At 64.9% G+C, this 18,634-nt stretch carries 16 protein-coding genes; 5 read left to right on the top strand and 11 right to left on the bottom strand.

All coding sequences use genetic code 11. The features are described from left to right. Positions 1-151 precede the first annotated feature (151 nt). The 3 genes from LZC95_00655 to LZC95_00645 form a co-directional block, all read right to left on the bottom strand. Entirely contained in the window at positions 152-2,419 is a 2,268-nt protein-coding gene (locus LZC95_00655) for a zinc-dependent metalloprotease (GenBank protein WXA95350.1), read from the bottom strand. Between the two features lie 208 nt (positions 2,420-2,627). Further along, a complete protein-coding gene (locus tag LZC95_00650) occupies positions 2,628-3,326 on the bottom strand; it encodes an SDR family NAD(P)-dependent oxidoreductase (protein WXA95349.1) in 699 nt (232 codons plus the stop codon). A 32-nt stretch (positions 3,327-3,358) separates the two neighbouring features. Then, positions 3,359-4,333, bottom strand: a complete 975-nt coding sequence (locus LZC95_00645; protein ID WXA95348.1) for a hypothetical protein — start codon at positions 4,331-4,333, stop codon at positions 3,359-3,361. 192 nt (positions 4,334-4,525) lie between these two features. Here LZC95_00645 and LZC95_00640 point away from each other — a divergent pair, with 192 nt between their 5' ends. Next, positions 4,526-5,350 (top strand): NAD(P)-dependent oxidoreductase, encoded by an 825-nt coding sequence (locus LZC95_00640; protein WXA95347.1) that lies wholly within the window; start codon positions 4,526-4,528, stop codon positions 5,348-5,350. Positions 5,351-5,977: 627 nt separating this feature from the next. Here LZC95_00640 and LZC95_00635 read toward each other — a convergent pair. Beyond that, positions 5,978-7,027 (bottom strand): alpha/beta fold hydrolase, encoded by a 1,050-nt coding sequence (locus LZC95_00635; GenBank protein ID WXA95346.1) that lies wholly within the window; start codon positions 7,025-7,027, stop codon positions 5,978-5,980. A gap of 81 nt (positions 7,028-7,108) precedes the next feature. Here LZC95_00635 and LZC95_00630 point away from each other — a divergent pair, with 81 nt between their 5' ends. Continuing rightward, a complete protein-coding gene (locus tag LZC95_00630) occupies positions 7,109-8,596 on the top strand; it encodes a M20/M25/M40 family metallo-hydrolase (protein WXA95345.1) in 1,488 nt (495 codons plus the stop codon). Here LZC95_00630 and LZC95_00625 read toward each other — a convergent pair whose 3' ends face one another. The 5 genes from LZC95_00625 to LZC95_00605 all read right to left on the bottom strand — a co-directional run bounded on the left by LZC95_00625 (position 8,597) and on the right by LZC95_00605 (position 13,587). Beyond that, the gene (locus LZC95_00625; GenBank protein WXA95344.1) at positions 8,597-9,322 is read right to left on the bottom strand and encodes a hypothetical protein; all 726 of its coding nucleotides are present in this window, start codon (positions 9,320-9,322) and stop codon (positions 8,597-8,599) included. A gap of 300 nt (positions 9,323-9,622) precedes the next feature. Then, complete coding sequence (locus tag LZC95_00620) at positions 9,623-11,053, bottom strand: class I SAM-dependent methyltransferase (protein ID WXA95343.1); 1,431 nt, start codon at positions 11,051-11,053, stop codon at positions 9,623-9,625. 10 nt (positions 11,054-11,063) lie between these two features. After that, positions 11,064-12,302 carry a radical SAM protein gene (locus tag LZC95_00615; protein WXA95342.1) on the bottom strand — a complete coding sequence of 413 codons (1,239 nt, stop codon included), beginning with the start codon at positions 12,300-12,302 and terminating at the stop codon, positions 11,064-11,066. A gap of 4 nt (positions 12,303-12,306) precedes the next feature. Next, positions 12,307-12,504, bottom strand: coding sequence for a hypothetical protein (locus LZC95_00610; protein ID WXA95341.1), 198 nt, complete (start codon positions 12,502-12,504; stop codon positions 12,307-12,309). 129 nt (positions 12,505-12,633) lie between these two features. Beyond that, on the bottom strand, positions 12,634-13,587 hold the full coding sequence (locus LZC95_00605; GenBank protein ID WXA95340.1) for a hypothetical protein: 954 nt from the start codon (positions 13,585-13,587) through the stop codon (positions 12,634-12,636). A 146-nt stretch (positions 13,588-13,733) separates the two neighbouring features. On the opposite strand from LZC95_00605, the gene LZC95_00600 reads away from it, so the two are divergent. After that, complete coding sequence (locus LZC95_00600; GenBank protein ID WXA95339.1) at positions 13,734-14,315, top strand: hypothetical protein; 582 nt, start codon at positions 13,734-13,736, stop codon at positions 14,313-14,315. On the opposite strand, the gene LZC95_00595 is transcribed toward LZC95_00600, so the two are convergent. Beyond that, on the bottom strand, positions 14,297-15,139 hold the full coding sequence (locus LZC95_00595) for a hypothetical protein (GenBank protein ID WXA95338.1): 843 nt from the start codon (positions 15,137-15,139) through the stop codon (positions 14,297-14,299). The two genes, LZC95_00600 and LZC95_00595, sit on opposite strands and share 19 nt — an antisense overlap. Before the next feature lie 135 nt (positions 15,140-15,274). Here LZC95_00595 and pcaD point away from each other — a divergent pair, with 135 nt between their 5' ends. Together pcaD and LZC95_00585 are read left to right on the top strand one after the other, a co-directional pair. Next, positions 15,275-16,411, top strand: a complete 1,137-nt coding sequence (gene pcaD, locus LZC95_00590) for a 3-oxoadipate enol-lactonase (protein ID WXA95337.1) — start codon at positions 15,275-15,277, stop codon at positions 16,409-16,411. Positions 16,412-16,414: 3 nt separating this feature from the next. Further along, positions 16,415-17,773, top strand: a complete 1,359-nt coding sequence (locus tag LZC95_00585) for an adenylosuccinate lyase family protein (protein ID WXA95336.1) — start codon at positions 16,415-16,417, stop codon at positions 17,771-17,773. On the opposite strand, the gene LZC95_00580 is transcribed toward LZC95_00585, so the two are convergent. Further along, positions 17,707-18,609: an EamA family transporter gene (locus LZC95_00580; GenBank protein ID WXA95335.1), complete on the bottom strand. Its 903-nt coding sequence runs from the start codon at positions 18,607-18,609 to the stop codon at positions 17,707-17,709. The two genes, LZC95_00585 and LZC95_00580, sit on opposite strands and share 67 nt — an antisense overlap. Positions 18,610-18,634 lie beyond the last annotated feature (25 nt).

The raw sequence follows: 18,634 nt of genomic DNA, 5'->3' as shown, positions 1-18,634 counted from the left end.
TCATCGGAGACGGCCCCACGCGCACCTACCCTTCAAACGAGCTCGAGCCGGCTCCGCGGTCTCGCAAACGACGACCACTTAAATGCAACACCCCCGATGCCCGACGAAACATCGGCCACCGGGGGTGGAGCGTCGCCTTACGGGGCGGTTCTTACTTGTAGTACGGGTGCGTGGCGTTATCGATCCGTGCGATCAGGTCGTCGGCCAACGCCGCTTCGCTGCTGCCCGCCGGCAGGCTCGGACGCGACGCCGCGAGTGAGGCCCGGGAGGCGAGCAACGCGTCGTACGCCGGCTGCACTTGCAGCTTCTTCAGCACGTCGACCGAGGTGCGGCGCGTCGCCCATGCGCGATAGCCGTCGCTGTTGACGATGACGCCTTTCAGCGAGGTGATGACGGCGGCCAGGGCATCGCCGGTCAGGACGGGATCGTTCGTGATGTCGCCGCGCACGTTCTCCGGGTCGAAGAAGAGGCGATTGAGCAAGTAATTCTGAAACGCGCTCAACCGATCCGTGTAACCCGGGTACTTCGAGTTGTCCGCGGTGTGATCGACGCCGACGGCCAAGAGCTGGTCGAGCTGCGACCATCCGCGCGCCTGCTCGACCGGCGTGCCCGCGCGAAGGAAGCCCGCTGCACCGCCGAGGTAGAACCGATTGATGCTGCGCAGGTACGCGCCCTCCGGGTCCTCATTGCGCAGCACGCGCCCGAGCAGCGTGTTGTAGGCGGGGCCCCAGTACTTGCCCAACGGGTCGTCGCTGCGGTCGAACGTCGCGCAATCGGGGTCAACTGTGGTGTCGTCGTCGGTGCAGAAAGCCTGCGACGGCTCACTCGTCGAGAGCCCATACAGCAGACGGATCGCATCGTAGTCGTAGGGCCCGGGAAGGTCGCGACCGCCGGCCACCGCGTCCGGATCGAGGATATACTCCATCACGGAGCTTTGCTGCGGCAACGGCAGGAGCGAGCCCTTGAAGTTGTGGCGAAGGCCGAGGGTGTGGCCAACCTCGTGAACCGCCACGTGCGTGAGGAACTTCTCCACGTTGCGCGCCCCGTCTGCCGCTGGCTGCACGCCCTCGGCCCGAAGGGCATCCCGCGCCGAGCCCGCACCCGGCTCCCAGAGCGTGCACAAGGGCTTCGATCGGAACTGCCCCCAGGTGATCTGCGGAACGTGGGGACGGGTCTGCGACGCACGCGCTGCCGCGCGGGATGCAGAATCGGGCTGCGGGTCGAACTCGTCGATGGCCCCTTGCAGCCAAATCGCGTTGAAGTAAACGCTCGCCCCGCGGATTTCTCCGCTGTTCGGGTTGAGCCGCCAGTTGGCGAAGGCATACCCGTAGGTGGGATCCCCATCGTAAATGAAGTAATTCTTGTCGTCGTCCGCGTACGAGTCCTGTGGGGTGGCGACGCTGGCCTCGAAGGCCTTGAACCCGAAGACCGCGTTCCAGTTCTCGATGCCCGCCTTGATGGCGCCGACGATATCGTATTTCGGATACTGCTTGGCCACCTCGGCAAATTGGTCGGAAATGACCCACTTGATGGGCTTCATGCCCGGGTGGATGTTCCACTTGATGGCGCGGCTGAGCGTCTCCCCCGTGTTCTTCTCCAGAAGAGGATCCGCGCGGAAATAGTATTCACGCGACGTGCTGTTGGCATCGAAAGGCTGAAACCCTTCGCCCTCGGCGTAGCGCCGCAAGGCAATCCCCAAGGTGCCGGAAGCCGTATACCAGTTCGCGGGCCCAGGTTGATCTGCCTGTAAGGTATCGTTCACTGCACCGGTGAATACCTGCTCGAAGGTCGTGCCGTCGTTGATACGCCGGAAATTCTGCAGGTACGAAAGGTCTACCTGGAAATGGAGAGGGGTCTCCGTACTACTTGCATAAAAATCCGATACCACGCCAAATCGATTCAGACCGGCCGCGGGATCGAAAAGCAGGTAATCGTCGTGTCCCGAAAGGCCGAGGAAGGGTGCATAATGGTCGACGACCGGATACGCCTCGATGATCAGTGAGGGGTCGAACGTGTCACTGGACGCGCGGCCATCCTGGGCGTCGAACACGAAGAGCTTTCCATTCTGCTCGCGGAACGTGACCACGCGCGTTCCCAGCGAGCTTGCGGCCCCCGCGCCGACGGATCCCGGGTACGCCTGCTTCATGTACGCGGACAGGAAATACCGGCGATTCAGCTCCTTTTTGTTGATGGCCAGGTAAAACGATTCTTTGCCGCTCCCATTCGGGACGGACTGCAGCTTCAGCCCCGTCACGCTCGTCGTGTCCGCGCTCGCGAGGGTGCGCGAGATGGGAACGAAGGCTTGCCCCTGTTGAAGGGCCTCCGAATCGTTGCTTTGGGGCGAGCTTTCACTCGCGCAACCAACGGCGGCGACCAGCACCGGAAATACGAGGTGCCTCGCAAAGCGAATTTTCGACATATGACTCTCCCAGGTCCGTAATCGACCCGGGCTAGTGCGGATACACAACCAAACTTCTGGAAATCTTGAATCGATCGATCATTTTATATCTCACCCCAGCGCCAAATATCCTACCCCGCGAGGCGATGCTCGTGAAGAAGGAAGGCACCTTACGCGGCGGCCCATTGAACTGCGCGAGACGCAGCTCAGGCGCGGCGGCGCTCGGCCATTACCACTTCTCGCCGAAGGGGCGAACCTCGATCTCGAACGACCAGGCCGATTTCGGCTGCTCGGTGAGGCGGACCACGGCATCGGCGATGTCGTCGGGATTCAAGAAGAAGTCCGCCGGCTGGTTCGGCATGCGCGCCCGCACACGCGGCGAGTCGATCACGCCGTCGATCACCACGAGCGACACGTGAATGCCCGCGGGCCACAAATGGCGCGCCATGGATTCGGCAAGGCTGCGTTGCGCGGCCTTGGCCGGTGCGAAGACCGCCGTTTTGGCCACGCCCCGGCGCGAGGCCGTAGCACCGATGAATACGATGTTGCCACGGCCGGCGCGCTTCATCGCCGGAATCACCTTCTGCGAAACGACGAAGGCGCCGAGCGCATTCACGCGCCACGACGCCTCGAAGTCCGCCGGCGTGAGCTCTTCGATGGTGCCCCACACGCCGGAGCCGGCATTGTAGACGAGCACGGATACGTCCCCGAGTTCCGCCGTCACGCGATCGAACGCGGCTTGCACCGCAGCAGGATCCGTCACGTCGCACGTGTACGCGTGCGCGTCAGGAAGGCCGTCCGTCGCCTCGCTCGCCGAGGCGCTCCTGGAAAGCGCGGCCACGGCGTACCCTTCCTCGACGAAGCGACGAACGAACGCGGCTCCATTTCCGGGCCCAATTCCCACGACGGCGCAAACGGGCTTCTTCATACTTGCGCTTATGAGCTCGGGCCGGCCGCGGGTCAAGGCGTAAAGCCCTCCCAGAACGAGTTGGCCGTCCACACCTTGAACGTGTACGCCGACGACGCAAAGCAGGAGCCCGCCGAAGGCCCCAATTGGCTCGTGGTGGCCGGCGCCAGGGCCTGCCAGGCGCCATTGAGGATCTGAACCGATTGCGCACGCACCCGCGGAAGAGAGGGGCAGCCCACCAGGCTCCAAGACTCCCACATGGACCAGCCGGTGTTACCGAATCCGGTTTTCGTGGTTCCGCAACTGGTCAATTTGGTCTCCCAGGCGCCGCTCGTATAATTGTAAAGAAGGCCCGCCCAGCAATTGCCGCCCGTCTTGTAGACCTGGGTAAAATAGACATTTTCGCCACCATTCACGCGCGCGTATTTGCCTTTCCACGTGGCGTCCATGGCCTCGAATACGCCCCATCCCGGCGAAGCGCGGCACCAGTCCCAAAAACCGTGTCCGTGCGCGGTGGTGGCCATTCCACTGTATCGATAATGGGCAGTCACCGTCTCGATGCAGGAGCCTCCGCCGGATTGGTGCGTGGGCGCATAAATGGTCGCGCCGACGGACGAATTGGGAATACTGAGGTTGTCCTGCACGTCGTTGCCGGCATAAATGCCCGTTCCGGCGTTCACCCAAAAGCCGCGATCGCCGTCGCCGGGCGGCGGATACGGCGCGCCCGGGCGGCCTCTGTGACGCAGCTCGAGATCGCGCGGAATGTCGCGCGCATCCGCACGATTTGCGGCCGCGAGCGAATTGGCCAAGGGCGCACCGTGCTTGCTCGGCGAATAGGGTTCCGGCCGCGCGAAGATGGTTTGGCCTTCGGGAACGGAAACGCCGTAAGGCAGATACGCCTCGCCTATCGCGGATGATTCGGTATCGGGAACCTTCTCGCTATCGAGGCCTTCGTCACTCGCACTGCAGCCCGCCCCCGTCACCGACAAGACGGAAGCCGTCGCAAGCCACTTCACGTATCTGTTCATGGGCACCCTCCTGGCTCTTCGCGACACGAGAGCAGAACCCGTGCCTACGGTCGAGTCCCCCAAGTTGTGGACATACGCCATACACCGAGGTGGCTGATGCGAAGCTCCCTTCGCCTTCGTCCAAATGGTCGCGAAGAGCCCTTCGGTCAAATTCTTTCGTACACGAAACAAAAGCTACGCTAGCCTTGCCGCATGGCGACATCCCTCAAAGGCAAAACGCTTTTCATTACCGGTGCGAGCCGGGGCATCGGCAAAGCCATCGGCCTTCGCGCAGCGCGCGACGGCGCCAACGTGGTCATCGCGGCCAAGACCGCCGAGCCGCATGCCAAGCTGCCCGGCACCATTTATACGGCTGCCGAGGAAATCGAGAAGGCCGGAGGGCGCGCCCTTCCCCTCGTCGTCGACGTTCGCGCCGAAGATCAGATTGCGGCCGCCGTGAAGCAGGCCGTCGACACGTTTGGTGGCATCGACATCCTGGTCAACAATGCCAGCGCCATCAGCCTGACGGGGACGCTCGCCACGCCGATGAAGCGCTACGATTTGATGCACCAGATCAACACGCGCGGCACGTACGCCTGTTCGCAAGCGTGCATTCCGCACCTGCTCAAGGCGCAAAACCCGCACATTTTGAACCTTTCGCCGCCCCTCAACATGGAGGCCAAGTGGTTCGGCCCGCACGTGGCCTACACCATGGCCAAATTCGGTATGAGCATGTGCGTCCTCGGCATGGCCGAGGAGTTCAAATCGCAAGGCATCGCCGTCAACGCGCTCTGGCCGCGCACGGTCATCGCCACGGCGGCGGTGCAAAATCTGCTCGGCGGCGACGAGACCATCCGCGGCAGCCGCAGCCCCGACATCATGGCCGATGCCGCCTACGTCATCCTCACCAAACCGAGCCGCCAATTCACCGGCCATTTCTGCGTCGACGACGAGGTGCTCGCCTCCGCCGGGGTCACCGATCTTTCGAAATACGCCATGACCCCCGGCGCCGACCTCATTCCCGACTTCTTCATTTAGAGGTCCGTCCGCCCGTTCGAAAGAAGAGAGAGAGAACACATGAAGGCGGGAAGGCGGGAAGGTTTTGTTGGTTGATGATGACCATCAAAGAAACTTTCCCAAAACCTCCCATCCCTTCCCGCCTTCATGTGAATTTCTCTCCCTCTTCATTTCGTTCGATCGAGAAAAGCGTCGATCCGCCCGTTCGAAAGAAGAGAGAGAACACATGAAGGCGGGAAGGCGGGAAGGTTTGTTGGTTGATGACCATCAAAGAAACTTTCCCAAAACCTCCCATCCCTTCCCGCCTTCATGTGAATCTCTCTCCCTCTTCATTTCGTTCGATCGAGAAAGGCGTCGATCCGCCCGTTCGAAAGAAGAGAGAGAACACATGAAGGCGGGAAGGCGGGAAGGTTTGTTGATTGATGACCATCAAAGAAACTTTCCCAAAAACCTTCCATCCCTTCCCGCCTTCATGTGAATTTCTCTCCCTCTTCATTTCGTTCGATCGAAAAAAGCGTCGATCCGCCCGTTCGAAAGAACGAGAGAGAACACATGAAGGCGGGAAGGTTTGTTGGTTGATGACCATCAAAGAAACTTTCCCAAAAACCTTCCATCCCTTCCCGCCTTCATGTGAATCTCTCTCCCTCTTCATTTCGTTCGATCGAGAAAGGCGTCGATGACGGCCCAGGTCGTGTGCCTTGCGGCACGGCCGGTGAGCACTCCGAGGTGGCCGCCGGGGCATGTTTCGAGCTGGGTGCTCGGGATCAATCGGCCGAGGTGGTGGACTGCGGCTTTGGGCGCGATGCCATCGCCCTCGCCGGCGATGTTCAACAGGGGGACCAGGACGGAGCGAATGTCGATGGTTTGCCCGGCGAGGGTCATTCGTCCCTCGGCGAGGGCGTTTGCGCCGAGGATATGGTGATAGAGCTGGCCGAAGGTGCGCCCGGGATAGGCCAGCATGTTGCTCATGAATCGATCGACCGCCTCGATTTGGGCGAGGAATTCGCGGTCGTCCAGGTTGCGCACGATCGCGAGCGGCTTGGTGAGGTACTTCTCGAGGCCCGCGAATTGATATGCCGCTTGGACGAGGCGCGCGGGGGCGCCGCCAAAGGTGCGGTAGAACACGCGTCCAATCGCACCGTCGGTCATCTCGAACAACGGACGCAAAGGTGCAATGAGCGGCACCTGGGAAAAGTCGAAGGGGCTCGCCACCAACGCGATGCTCGCGATGGGCAACTCCGAGTGTTCGGCGGCCATCACCACCGACATGATGCCGCCGAGACACCAGCCCACCAACTGCACGGGCTCGCCGCCGGCGTCGGCACTCACCGAGCGCACCGCCTCCGGCAGCACGTCGCGCACCCAATGTTCGAGGCCGAGATGGCGGTCACCGAAAGAGATGGCCCCGTAGTCGACGAGGTACGTCGGACGGCCCGACGCAATCATGTGCTCGGCCACACTGCAGCCGCGGCGCAGATCGAAACAGAGCGCGGGGGCCGCGAGCGGCGGAACGAGAAGCACGGGACGCCCGCGCGCCGGCGCCGTGCGATGGTAACGCCACACGGTGCGCTGCGGACCCTCGGCGAGGATCGCTCCGGGTTGTTGAGGACGCAGATCGGCGATGTGCCCGCGAAAGAGCCGCTCGCGAACATTGCTTCCGGCCTCAGCCCATTCACGACGATTCGGAAAAAGGTGCACGGTCCTTTACCGTACTTCGAATAGCGCGAGCATTTCCGATAATCATCGTAGCCTGCGCGGCATTGGGCTACCCTCGCGCCCATGACGCGCTGCGCTTTCCTGGGCCTCCTCTCACTCCTCGGGTGCGCCGCGTGCGCGGGATCGAGCTCCTCACCGCCGCCGGCGAAGGTCACCGCCTCGACCGCGCCGGCCCAAGAGCCACCAGCACCCGCACCACCGCCGCCGGCGAAACCCGAGCCTCCGCGACCGCTCGCCGAAGAGACGCGCGCCGTGCTCGAGCAGCTCGTGGCCGTCGACACGAGCCACGGCAATGAAAGCGCTGCCCTCAAGCCCATCGCCGAGCGCTTTCGCGCGGCGGGTCTCAGCGGCGTGCAGCTTCTGGAGAGCGCCCCTGGACGCGGCAACCTGGTCGCTCGCTACAAGGGAAATGGCACGAAGCGGCCGCTGCTCTTGATTGCCCACGTCGATGTCGTCCCCGTCGAGGGCCAGCCCTGGACCGTGCCTCCGTTTCAAGTCACCGAGAAGGACGGCTTTCTCTGGGGCCGCGGCATCAACGACGACAAAGCCATGGCGGCCGCCATCGTGGCCATTGCCCTGGAGCTCGCGCACAGCAAGCCGGTGCTCTCGCGCGATGTGATCTTCGCCTTGACCGCGGGCGAGGAGACCGGCGGCCTGGCCGGCGCCAAGTGGCTCGCGCAAAACCACGAGGACCTCATCACCTCGGAAATTGCCCTGAACGAGCTGGGGAGCGTGCGCCTTTCGGATGATCAGGAAAAGGTGGTCCTGGTGACCGCCGGCGTCGCCGAAAAGACGATTCAGACGTACCACCTCGTGACCAAGGGCAAGGGCGGGCATTCGTCGTTGCCGCCCGTCGATGCCGATCCGGTCGCCACCTTGTCGCGTGCGCTGCTCAAGGTCTCGCAACATCGGTTTCCTGCGCGCATCCTGCCCGTGACCCGCGAACAATTCGCCGGCGAGGCGCCGCTGCTCGCAAAGCCGCTCTCCGACGTGTTGAAGCGCATCGCGAGCTCGGGGCGCATCGGGCCGGACGACGAGCGCGTGCTCTCGAAAGATACGTTCTACAATGCGCTGACGCGAACGACGTGCGTGACCACGCAGCTCCAAGCCGCACCGCAGGACAACGTGCTCCCGACGACCGCGGAGGCGAACATCAATTGCCGGCTTTTGCCCGATGAGACACGCGAGCAATTGCTGGAGACGTTGAAGAAGATCGTGGGAGATCCCGCGGTCGACATCACGCCGGCCGCGGACTACGGCTACGGCCCCTACTCGCCCGCCGACGGCATCGTGCCCGCCGCGATCAAGCGCATTGCGGGCAAGACCTGGCCGGGCGTGCCCGTCGTCGGTGCTATGGGTACCGGCGCCACGGATTCACGCCACCTGCGCGCCATCGGCATTGCCGCCTACGGCGTGAGCGTGAGCCCCATTTCGAAAAAGGAGTCGCTCTCCGGCCACGGCGCCCACGGCCCCGACGAACGACGCCCCACGAAATGGCTCGCCGACGGCGCGCGCTATTTGCACGATCTCACGATGGATCTCGCCAAATAGTCACTTGAATTGTGACTTACCCGACGCGGTCGCATCGGAGCTCGCGGCCGGGAGTGTATCTTCCAGGGTTTGGCCATCGATGGCGGTCACCCGCACGGTGACCGGGCCGGGGCCTGCGCCCTTTTCCGCGACGAAGTAGTTGTAGTCTTTGCGGGGGGCCTCCACGAAGCCGGACGAGGTCCGGATTTCGAGCTTTCGAATCGGCAGGCGATGATTGCGCACTTGAATGGCGGTCCAATATTGCGACGAGCCATCTTTGTAGTGGTAAGCCACGTTGCCGGAAACGTCGCACGCCACCGTTTGCCACGTGATGGGCACGCGCCCGTCGTCGACGTTGGCGATCTTCGCAAAGGCTTCCTTGCTCAAGTCGAGGTGCCCCCGAGCGCACTCCGGGCACTGATCGACGATGCGCACCGTGATCTTTCCCTTGGGCCCCTGCACCGCCGCGCACGCCCCGCAGGCCGCGCTCCCGGCGTACTGCTCATGGTTCATCGCCGCGACATCGAGATCGTTCGGCGTCGGATCGAACGAGCAATTTCCCCCGCCATTGGCGGCGTAGTACGTGGCCACACCGGTTTGCTTCTCACCCAGCGGGGGCGTGTTCCCACCGCCACCGCCACCGCCGCCATCGCTTCCGCTGCCACCACCGTCAGGCTCATTGCCCGAGCCGTCGCTGGTGCCGCATCCGAGGATCACGAAGCAGAGTACGGCGAGACCATTGCGCATCTGCACATCCTATCGGGATGGACAGCTCATTCGTAGCGCCCGACGACACGTTTTCGCATTCGACGCCAACGGGATTCTTACCTTGAATGGGAATGTGCGCCTAATGCGAGGCAGTCGTGCACGGTTGGGTCCCAAATGTGAAATGCCAGATTTCACTTTGAGAAGGAATCGAGGCAACCTCATTCGCAAAATCTCGAGAAATCGAGCAACGCGTCCCTGGCACGCGACTCGCTAATAGATTCATCGACACCGCGTGGATGGCTCTCCCCCCCCGGGCCTTGCGCGGTGTTTTTCTTTTTGTCATCGCGAAAGCAGCGCGGACGCGGCCAAGAGGTCCATCGCGATGCGCACCGATGCCTCGTCCGCGAGCAAGCCCGCGCGCTCGGCCTCGCGCACGAGTTGTGGCGCCGTTCGAGTTCCATCGAGCCGCGCCAACACGAAGCGCACGAGCGGCTCCAGCAGACGCACCTCTTGGTGCCAGAGGTTCGTGATCGTCGCATCGCCCGCGTGCGCCGCCTGCAAGCGCACCAGCGGCGGGGCCTCGGGATGCTCGCCGGCGCTCTGTGCCATGGGCGGTGCGTGCGCGTACAGATCGAGCTCGCCCGTCGCGAGCCACACGTCGAACAACTCGGACGCCAGCGCCGGGTCTGCCCCCGGCAGCTCTTGAAACGCGAGCGAGCGCGGCGCCACGCGCTGGAGCTCCCGCAATGCGGCACGCGCCGCGGGGTCGGGAACCTGCACGCTCTCGCGGGCACCGCGGAAAAAGTCGCTGCCCGGTGACTCTTCGCGCAGCCGGCTCGCGATGCGAAGCGAACCGATGGCCGCAGGGTCGAGTCGCTTCGGCCAGCGCCACCCACGTTCCGCACACGCCTCCGCGCGCACGAGCAGCGCGCGGCGAAAGGAGGTGCCCTTGACGAAGTCGATGGTCTCTTGCGTGGTGGCCACCTCGAGCTCGCGCACCCGCGCCCCCACATCGTCCGGCAGAAGCTCGAGCGCGACGTTCTGCGGAATGGCATCCCCCAAGTACGCAAGGCCCGCCTCTGCGGCCTCCGCGAGGAACGTGCCCACGTATTCGGGGTGGTGCTCCTCCGAGAGGTACTCGTGCACCAGGTACGCGGGATCCGTCTCGTGCAGGCGCTCCAGCACGCGCGAAAGGCCGTACCGGTACGTGGCCAACTCCGGGGAAACCTGCTCCCGCAGCCACCCCAGCGATGCAAGTGCCTCGTCCGACGGCGCACGCCGCAGCCAATCCTTCGCCGCCATGCGCTCGTACCACCCGGGCAACGTGTTGAAGCTCACGTACGCGACGCCGCCGGGCGCGAGCCATTGCCCGATGGCACGAAGCAGCGCACGGCGCGACTCCACGGCGATCCACGAATAGAGTCCATGGCAGAGCACGTAGTCGAACGAGCCCGGCTCGAGCTCCGCCGTCTCGAACCCCGTGTGCAGCACGCGGACGTTGGGCAACTGCGCCTCGCCCGCGATGCGCAGAGCCTCGTCCACCTGCCGCTGCGAGGGATCGATGCCCACCAGCGCCGCACCGGGAAGGCTCATCGCCATGGGCAACAAGTTCCCGCCGCGCGCACACCCTATCTCGAGAATGCGCGCCGCCGCGAGCTCCGGCGCAACCCACCCCGACAGCCGGGCCACCACCGCGAGCCGATTGGGGTGCGACTCCGCGTAGGCATGATCCGTATACGGAAGTCGGTCGTACGGCGTTTCGTCCTTCACGCCTCCCTGTCTAGCATGCCCACGCTTCCCACCCCGGCGGCCATGCGACGCGCTCGGAGGTGAAATGATGCGGATCGTCCGGCGGCCACGGCGCATCGAGCGGTTCCTCGATCAGCTGGAAGGCCCCGTGATCGAACGGCTTGCCAATCGCGAGCAGCCGCGGCACCACGCGCTCGCGAAGGCCGCGCTTTCGAAGGTCGAGCGCGCGCGAGTGGCAATACGGATTGTTCCCACGCCGCCCGAGCACCACGGTAGCCGTTTGGCTGCAGCCCCCGCGGCAGCTTCGGGCGTGCGGGCACGTTTGGCAAAAGCCCCAGAGATGCGACATGCCTTCCGGCGTCCCGGCGCCCATATTGAACGTCAGCTCGCGCGACTCGAGAATCTCGTCCAAGCTCTTCTCGCGGACGTTCCCGCCGATGTATTCCGACGGAAGTGTGGGGCAGCCCTTGATGGATCCATCGGCGTGAATCCCCAATACGGCGAGCCCCGCCGTGCATCCGAACCATTTGCGTCCGCCGTTCGCAGCGAAGATCGTCGCGTCGTACGGCCCGAAGTAACCGATGTTGTTTCCCGGCACCAGCACCACCTGCCCTTCGGCCTGGGCACGCCGGCCGATGCGGGCCAGCATGCGGTACACATCATCGAGCTCCGCCGGTTGAAGGAGCAGCCAGGCCCGGTCGGCGGCATTTCCCATGGGCGTCGTAAATTGGATTTGCCAGGCCTGGATGCCCGCATCGCGCAGCCTCTCGTAGAGCTCGGGCAGCTCCGGCGCCGAGAGGCGATTGATCTGCGTATTGGCATTCGATTCGAGCCCGACGGCCTCGAAATGCCCGAGTGACTCGAAGCAGAATCGAAACGAGCCTTGGCGCCCTCGAATGCGGTCATGCGTCGCCTCGAGGCCATCGACGGACACGGAGACGGCGCCGATGCCCGCCTCTTTCATGCGACGGGCGGTCTCGCGCGAAATGCCATAACCGCCCGTCACCATCGAACAGAACATGCCATGATCGGTAATCGCCCGCGCAATCGTGAGCCAATCGGCGCGGAGGAAGGCCTCGCCCCCCTCGATGGTCACCTCGGTGATGCCCGCCTCGGCCAATTGACGGACCAAGTCGAGGGCCTCCTCGGTGGACAGCTCGTCGTCACGCCGCGCGCCGGCGCGGGATCCGCAATGGCCGCAGGCGAGGTTGCACTTGAGTGTCAATTCCCACACCGCATACGCGGCGCGGCGATTTGCGAGCGATTCCATGGGCTCAATGGCGCCGGCGCCAGTTTTTCATCTTGAAGATCAGGCCCACGCCGTACATCGGCAGCGCCCACCCCCACGATAGGCGGCCACCGTTCACGGCCTCGAGAGCCTCGGGCCCGAGAGATTCGCCGTTCTTGCGTTCCTCTTCGACGGCGACGGCAATCTGCTTATCCATGACATTCACACGCGGCAATTTGCTCATTGGAATCACCTCCTGGTGCTTCCAGATAGAGCAGCGCGCGTGCCATCGCCCGGCCCGGGAAAAAAGCCGGATCGCGTCCTCGAGGCGCACCGTCGAGTGCACAGGTGTCACCTCGAGTGGACGCTTTTTTCAGCAGCCGACGGTGCCCGAGGCGCGAAGGTACAGGGCCCAATAGCCTCGCCATTCGCCGTATCGATCGCCCATATTCGAAATATCGGTGTCGGACAGAGTCGGTGCATGATACACGCGTCGCGCGGCCTCCACGAGGTGCTCGTTTTGAGCGGCGGCGAAGCGCTGCATGCGGCCGAGGCCTCGGAACAGAATGAACGTCGCGGAGAAGTCGCCAATCATGGGCAGGGCGCGCAGCCACGACTCCGCCTCGGTATGAGATGCCGTACGCAGAAAATCGTCGGGCATCTCCGCAAAGGCGCGTGCCAGCGTGAAAATAGCCGCCGCCTTCTTCGGATGCCGCACCACCTCGGCCACCGCCGAGGGAGACGCCCCCGCAATGGCGCGCGCTTCGGGAAAGGCCCAATGTACGTGCCCTTCCACCTCGAGCGATGCGCCGAATCGCTCCACGAGGGCGCGCTTGGTCTGGCGTGCCCGCGCCATGGGCTCGCGCTGCATGAGCACCGACCAACACGCCGCCTCGAAGGCACTGGGAAACTTCACGTGGTGCATGCCATAGAGCTGCGTCACCACGCGTGAAAAAGCACGATCGCGCTCGGCGAGGTCGTAAAACGCGGCGAGATCGTCATCGAGGCCGAATTGGAATCGCACACGGCGCAGAAGGCGCACGCGCGCGTCGAAGGAGAGCGGGGTCTCCGAATGAAGGCGGTAGGCGAGGCGCTCGGGATCGTCGGTGGCGGTCAGCTCGAAGACGACCGGACGGCCGTCGACCATTCGCGCAGCCGTCACGGAGCTTCGCCCCAGGCATTGCTCCCCCGCCATCGGTGCGAAGCCGCGCATGAAGGAGAGCATGTGTGCAAAGTCCGCCGGCGCCTGCACGAGCAGCTCGCCCGAGACGGTATGAAGCGTCGAATCCAGTGGTTCGTGTCGTTGCGCGGCCATCATGGGTCCCATGATGCGTCCGCCCGATGACAGCGTAATGTCAGGATACGGCGCGGCTGTGGCGACCACCGTCGTATCGTGGTGTCGGCATTTTTCCGTCTGAGCGGATCCATTTGACGATGGCGTTCCGGTGAACTCTTGTGGAAGGGATGGACTCCTTGCCGACTGCGACGCATGAGGCGCCGGATCTCACGAAGCTCTTTCGACGCGTCCCGTGTTTTGCCGGCGCAGGCTTGTTCGCGGCGGGCGTGGGAAGCCTGGCGTACTTTCTCGCGAGCGGTTCCGAGCCAAGTTGGCTCGCGTTCGGGGCAGCATCCGCCGCCGCGCTATTGGGCACGGGCCTGGTGAATGTGTCGCAACGCGAAGCCTGTAGCGCATGCCACGACGAGCTGGTGGAGACGCACGCGACTTTATCGCTCGAGGTGCAAGAGCAAGTGCGCGTCGCGGTGTTGGCAGCCAAAACGGGAGATCTCGATTGGGTGCTGCTTCTTCAAGGCCTGCCGCTGGCCCCGCGCCATGCGCGACGGACGGCCACCTTGGAGCTTGCGTACTGTCCGACGTGCCGGCTCGTCGGCAAGCTATCGAGCGGGCAGCGCTGGAAAGCCTCGGATGGAAGCATGGTGCGGCACGAAGTATCGCCACCTGTGGTCCTGTCGGGCCCCTCGCTGGCGAGCGTGCTCGAGGTGATTTCGATGCGCAACATGGCGCGCACGCGCGCCCTCTATGGCAATTCGCCGTAGCGCGCCCGCTTCGCCTCGCCGCTCACGTCCAACTCGACGAGCTCCTCGCGAAAATCGGATACACGGTATCCCTCTCCTTGCGAGGTCACACGCACGAGGACTTTGCCCTCGGGGCTGGGGTCCACACGAAAGCCTGCCACGGCCCCCGCCTCCACATCGCGCACGAACGCTCGACGGCGCCGCTCGCGAACGAAGGCCGCATAGGCAGCCAGCCCTCCGGTGAGCATTCCCAAATAGCCCACGATGCGAAGGGGCGAAAAGGTCTCGAGCACTTGGGCCGAGGACAGTCCATAGGATGCGAGAAGACCGATGGCCGCAATCACGAAGGACGTCACGCCGACGATGCGCTCACCGCGCTCCTCGCCGGCGAGGCCTTTTTCGCCGAGGGCCTGCGCGCTCACGATGGGCCATCCAAAGCAGACCAATGTGAAAATCAGCGCCGGCAGCCACAAGAAAACGCCAATGGTCGGCGCGGCCACGAGAATCCGCCCGGCCTCGTGCAGCCCGAGCTCGTGATCTGCCCCCACCGCGAGCAAGCAGGCAAACTGCGCGTTGACCATGCCCAGCACCAGCGAGGTTCCCCAGCCGATACGGAATTGACGCACGCCGGCTCGGCGCTTCGGGCGAAAGTAGGCCGCCCAAAAGGCGCCAACGCAAAACGTGGCCAAGGCGATTGGGAATCCCGGATGGTAATAGCCAATGGCGTCGCGAAGGATGTGCCCGATGACGACGCCGGTGATGCAGCCGAGTGCCAAGCCAACGGCGGCAATGTTCAGTCTTCGAATGGCGCGTCGACTCTGAAAAGCTTCCGGGATCCCTCGCATGCCTGCCCCGCTTTCCCTAACGATGGACGCGCGGTCTTTCTTCCGGCAGCAACCGATCTGATCGTCGAACCAAGGAAAGCGGCGCGTTATGTAGGTGCGACGGCGGAGGCCTACCAGTAAGATCGCTTTATGTTCGTGGCCACGAGATCGCTCAGGACGCACGTTGCCATCGAAGGACCGCCGGGGGCGCCGCCGGTGGTTCTTTTGCATTCGCTGGGGACGGATCTCCGGCTGTGGGATCCGCAGGCGGCGGTCCTCGCGCGCACGTTTCGGGTGATTCGGCCGGACTTGCGCGGGCACGGTTTGAGCGAAACGACGCGGGGACCGTACACGGTGGAGCGTCTCGCCGACGACGTGCTCGCGCTGCTCGATGCCCTGGAGCTGCGTGCCGCGCACGTGGGCGGGGTCTCGCTCGGTGGCATGGTGGCGATGGCCTTGGCGCATGCTGCGCCGGATCGCGTGCGCTCGCTCGCACTGTTCGATACGGCCATGGCGGTGCCGCCGCCGGAACCATGGCTCGAACGAGCACGCATCGTGCGCGCGGGCGGAATGGAGACCTTGGCCGACGGGATCGTCGCGCGATGGGTGACGCCGGCGCGCATCGATTCACCGGAGGCAAAAGGGCTTCGCGCGATGCTGACCACGACGCCGGCGGAGGGCTACGCCTCGTCGGCAGAGGCGCTGGCCTCGTGGGATTTTCGCGAACGTGCGCGCTCTCTGCGGGTGCCCTCGCTGGTGGTCGTGGGGGATGGCGACGCCGCCACGCCGGTGGCCTTGTCCGAAGCGATCCGCGATGCGCTGGGCGCCAAGCTGGTGGTGCTCGAGCAGGCGGCGCATCTTCCCATGCTCGAGAAAGCCGACGCGGTGACCGCGGTGCTTGCCGAGTTCTTGCGGCCGCCGAGCGCGGATGCCTACGAGCTCGGGTTGGCCGTACGCAAGGAGGTGCTCGGCGAGCAGTACGTGGCCAACGCGCTGGCCGCCATCACGGACTTGGATCGGGATTTTCAGGCTTTCCTCACGCGCACCGCGTGGGGAAGCATGTGGGCGAGGCCGGGATTGGATCGGCGGACCCGGCATCTTTTGACCTTGGCGCTGCTAGCAGCCCTGGGCCACACCGAGGAATTCGAGACGCACGTGCGGGCCATGTCGAACACGGGGGCATCGCCGGCGGATCTCTCGGAGGTGCTGCAGCAGGTGGCCGTCTATGCCGGGGTGCCGGCGGCGAATGCGGCGATGCGCGCGGCCAAGAAGGCGCTGAAGAAGGAGGAGTGAGCGGTGGCCATTCATCCGGCGGACAGCCCGGTTTTCGGGACGCTCTACGGCACCGATGCGATGCGGGCCGTCTTCGACGAGCGCGCGCTCTTCCAGCGCATGCTCGACGTGGAGGCCGCGCTCGCACGGTGCGAGGCGCGGCTCGGGATCATTCCGGCGGAGGCGGCCGAGGCCATTTCGCGCGCCGCCCGCGTGGAGGTGCTCGACGAGGGCGAGCTCGCGAAAAGCGTTCGCAATGTGGGCTACCCCGTGGTGGCCGTGGTGCGTGCGCTCTCGCGTGCGGCGGGTGAGGACGCAGGGCGCTACACGCATTGGGGCGCGACGACGCAGGACATTCTGGACACCGCCGTGGCGCTGCAGGTGAAGGACGGATTGGCGCTGGTGCGCGCCAGCTCGGTGGCGGTCATCGATGCCCTGACCACGCTGGCCGATCGGCATCGGGGCACCGTCATGGTGGGGCGCACGCATCTGCAGCATGCGGCGCCGATTTCGTTCGGTTTGAAGTGCGCGGTGTGGCTCGCGCCGCTGGTGGCGCACGTGGAGAGGCTGGATCAATTGCGGCCGCGCGTGGAGCGCGTTCAGTTCGGGGGCGCGGTGGGGACGCTCGCTTCGCTGGGCGCGCGCGGCGCGGAGGTGGGCGATCTGCTGGCCGCGGAGCTTGGACTCGAGGGTGGCGGCGTGCCATGGCACGTGGCGCGCGATGGGTTCGTGGAGGCCGTGGGCTTTCTCGGGCTGCTTTGCGGGAGCCTGTCGAAGATCGCCACGGACGTGATCTTGCTGGGCCAAACGGAGGTCGCGGAGGTTTTCGAGCCTTACGAAGAAGGCCGCGGCGGTTCATCGACGATGCCGCAGAAGCGCAACCCGATTGCATCCGAGTACGTGCTCGCGGCCGCGCGCACGGTGCAGGCCATGGTGCCGCTGATGCAAAACGCGATGGCGCAGGATCACGAGCGCGCCACGGGCCCATGGCAAGTGGAGCCCGCCGCCGTGCCGCAGGCGTTCGTGCTCGCGCACGGGGCGCTCGAGCATGCGCGGGGCATCGTGTCGGGATTGCGCCTCGACGAAGCGCGCATGCGGCGCAACGCCGAAGCGGGGGGCGGGCTGCTCATGGCCGAGGCGGTGATGATGGCGCTTGCGCCCAAGGTGGGCCGCGGCGAGGCGCATCATTTGGTCGAACGCGCCTGCGCACGGGCCATGGCCGACGGCCTCGATCTGGCGGAGGCATTGCGGCGCACGCCGGAAACGCGAGCGCACCTGGACGATGCAACCATTGCGCAGGCAACGGCTCCGGGACACTATTTGGGCAGTGCGTCGGCGTTCATCGATCGGGTGCTCTCGGGCGCGGCCGGAATTTCACGCTGACCGGTGCGTGCAGCGCCGATGGCGGCGATGGTGACGAAGAGCACACCGAGCACCTGCCCCGCGTCGGGGATTTGGTGCAGACCCACGGCGCCAACGAGGAGGGCTGCGGCGGGCTCGATGCTCATGAGGGTACCGAACGTGGCGGTGTCGAGCTTGCGGAGGGCATTGAGCTCCAAGGAGTAAGAGGCGACGGGAAAGAGGAGCGCGAGCCCGGCGCACAATAGAAGAGAGATGCCATCGACACGGCCCCACGCTTGAAATGCGCCCACGGGCGTGGCCGCGAGCGCGGCGACGGGCATCGCAATGGAGAGCCCCGCGATGCCGTGAAAGCGGTCGCCGACGCGTTGTGTGAGCAAGATGTACGCGCCCCAACCCACGCCCGCGCCCAGCGCGAGGAGGACACCGACCAAGTTGATGTCGCCGTGCCAAGGCTCCGTCACCAAGAGAACCCCAGCGAAAGCCAGAGGAGGCCACGCCAGCCCCCACGGCCCCGAGCGATGCCAGACCGCAACGCCGAGAGGGCCGAGAAACTCGATGGCGACGACCGTGGCGAGGGGAATGCGCGCAATGCCTTCGAAGAACATCATCGAGTTCGCGGCACTGACGAAGCCCAACGCCGCCGCGCTCGCCAAATCGCGCCGCGGGAGCTTCGAGAGGCGCGGGCGCGCAATGGCCAAGAAAATGGCGGCGGCCCAACAAAGGCGCAACCACGCCGTGGCGGCCGGACCAATGCGCTCGAAAATGGGCGTCGCCAGAGCGGCCCCAATTTGCACGGAGAAAATGCCTCCGAGCGCCAAACCGACTCCGGTCACCGTTTCGTTGCGGGAAGAAGCCATGAACGGGGAGCTATAGGGCCGATGG

This window comes from Sorangiineae bacterium MSr12523, assembly GCA_037157775.1.
Classification (GTDB): Bacteria; Myxococcota_A; Polyangia; order Polyangiales; family Polyangiaceae; genus Pendulispora; species Pendulispora brunnea.
The sequence above is the reverse complement of the archived record's forward strand: the minus strand, read 5'-3'. Positions and strand labels throughout refer to the sequence as shown.

Excerpts from the sequence above, each read along its gene's own strand:
- LZC95_00645 (WXA95348.1), bottom strand. The coding sequence starts at position 4,333 with ATGAACAGATACGTGAAGTGGCTTGCGACGGCTTCCGTCTTGTCGGTG.
- LZC95_00605 (WXA95340.1), bottom strand. The coding sequence starts at position 13,587 with ATGGGACCCATGATGGCCGCGCAACGACACGAACCACTGGATTCGACG.
- LZC95_00640 (WXA95347.1), top strand. The coding sequence starts at position 4,526 with ATGGCGACATCCCTCAAAGGCAAAACGCTTTTCATTACCGGTGCGAGC.
- LZC95_00655 (WXA95350.1), bottom strand. The coding sequence starts at position 2,419 with ATGTCGAAAATTCGCTTTGCGAGGCACCTCGTATTTCCGGTGCTGGTC.
- LZC95_00595 (WXA95338.1), bottom strand. The coding sequence starts at position 15,139 with ATGCGAGGGATCCCGGAAGCTTTTCAGAGTCGACGCGCCATTCGAAGA.
- LZC95_00580 (WXA95335.1), bottom strand. The coding sequence starts at position 18,609 with ATGGCTTCTTCCCGCAACGAAACGGTGACCGGAGTCGGTTTGGCGCTC.
- LZC95_00615 (WXA95342.1), bottom strand. The coding sequence starts at position 12,302 with ATGGAATCGCTCGCAAATCGCCGCGCCGCGTATGCGGTGTGGGAATTG.
- LZC95_00625 (WXA95344.1), bottom strand. The coding sequence starts at position 9,322 with ATGCGCAATGGTCTCGCCGTACTCTGCTTCGTGATCCTCGGATGCGGC.
- LZC95_00630 (WXA95345.1), top strand. The coding sequence starts at position 7,109 with ATGACGCGCTGCGCTTTCCTGGGCCTCCTCTCACTCCTCGGGTGCGCC.
- LZC95_00650 (WXA95349.1), bottom strand. The coding sequence starts at position 3,326 with ATGAAGAAGCCCGTTTGCGCCGTCGTGGGAATTGGGCCCGGAAATGGA.
- LZC95_00610 (WXA95341.1), bottom strand. The coding sequence starts at position 12,504 with ATGAGCAAATTGCCGCGTGTGAATGTCATGGATAAGCAGATTGCCGTC.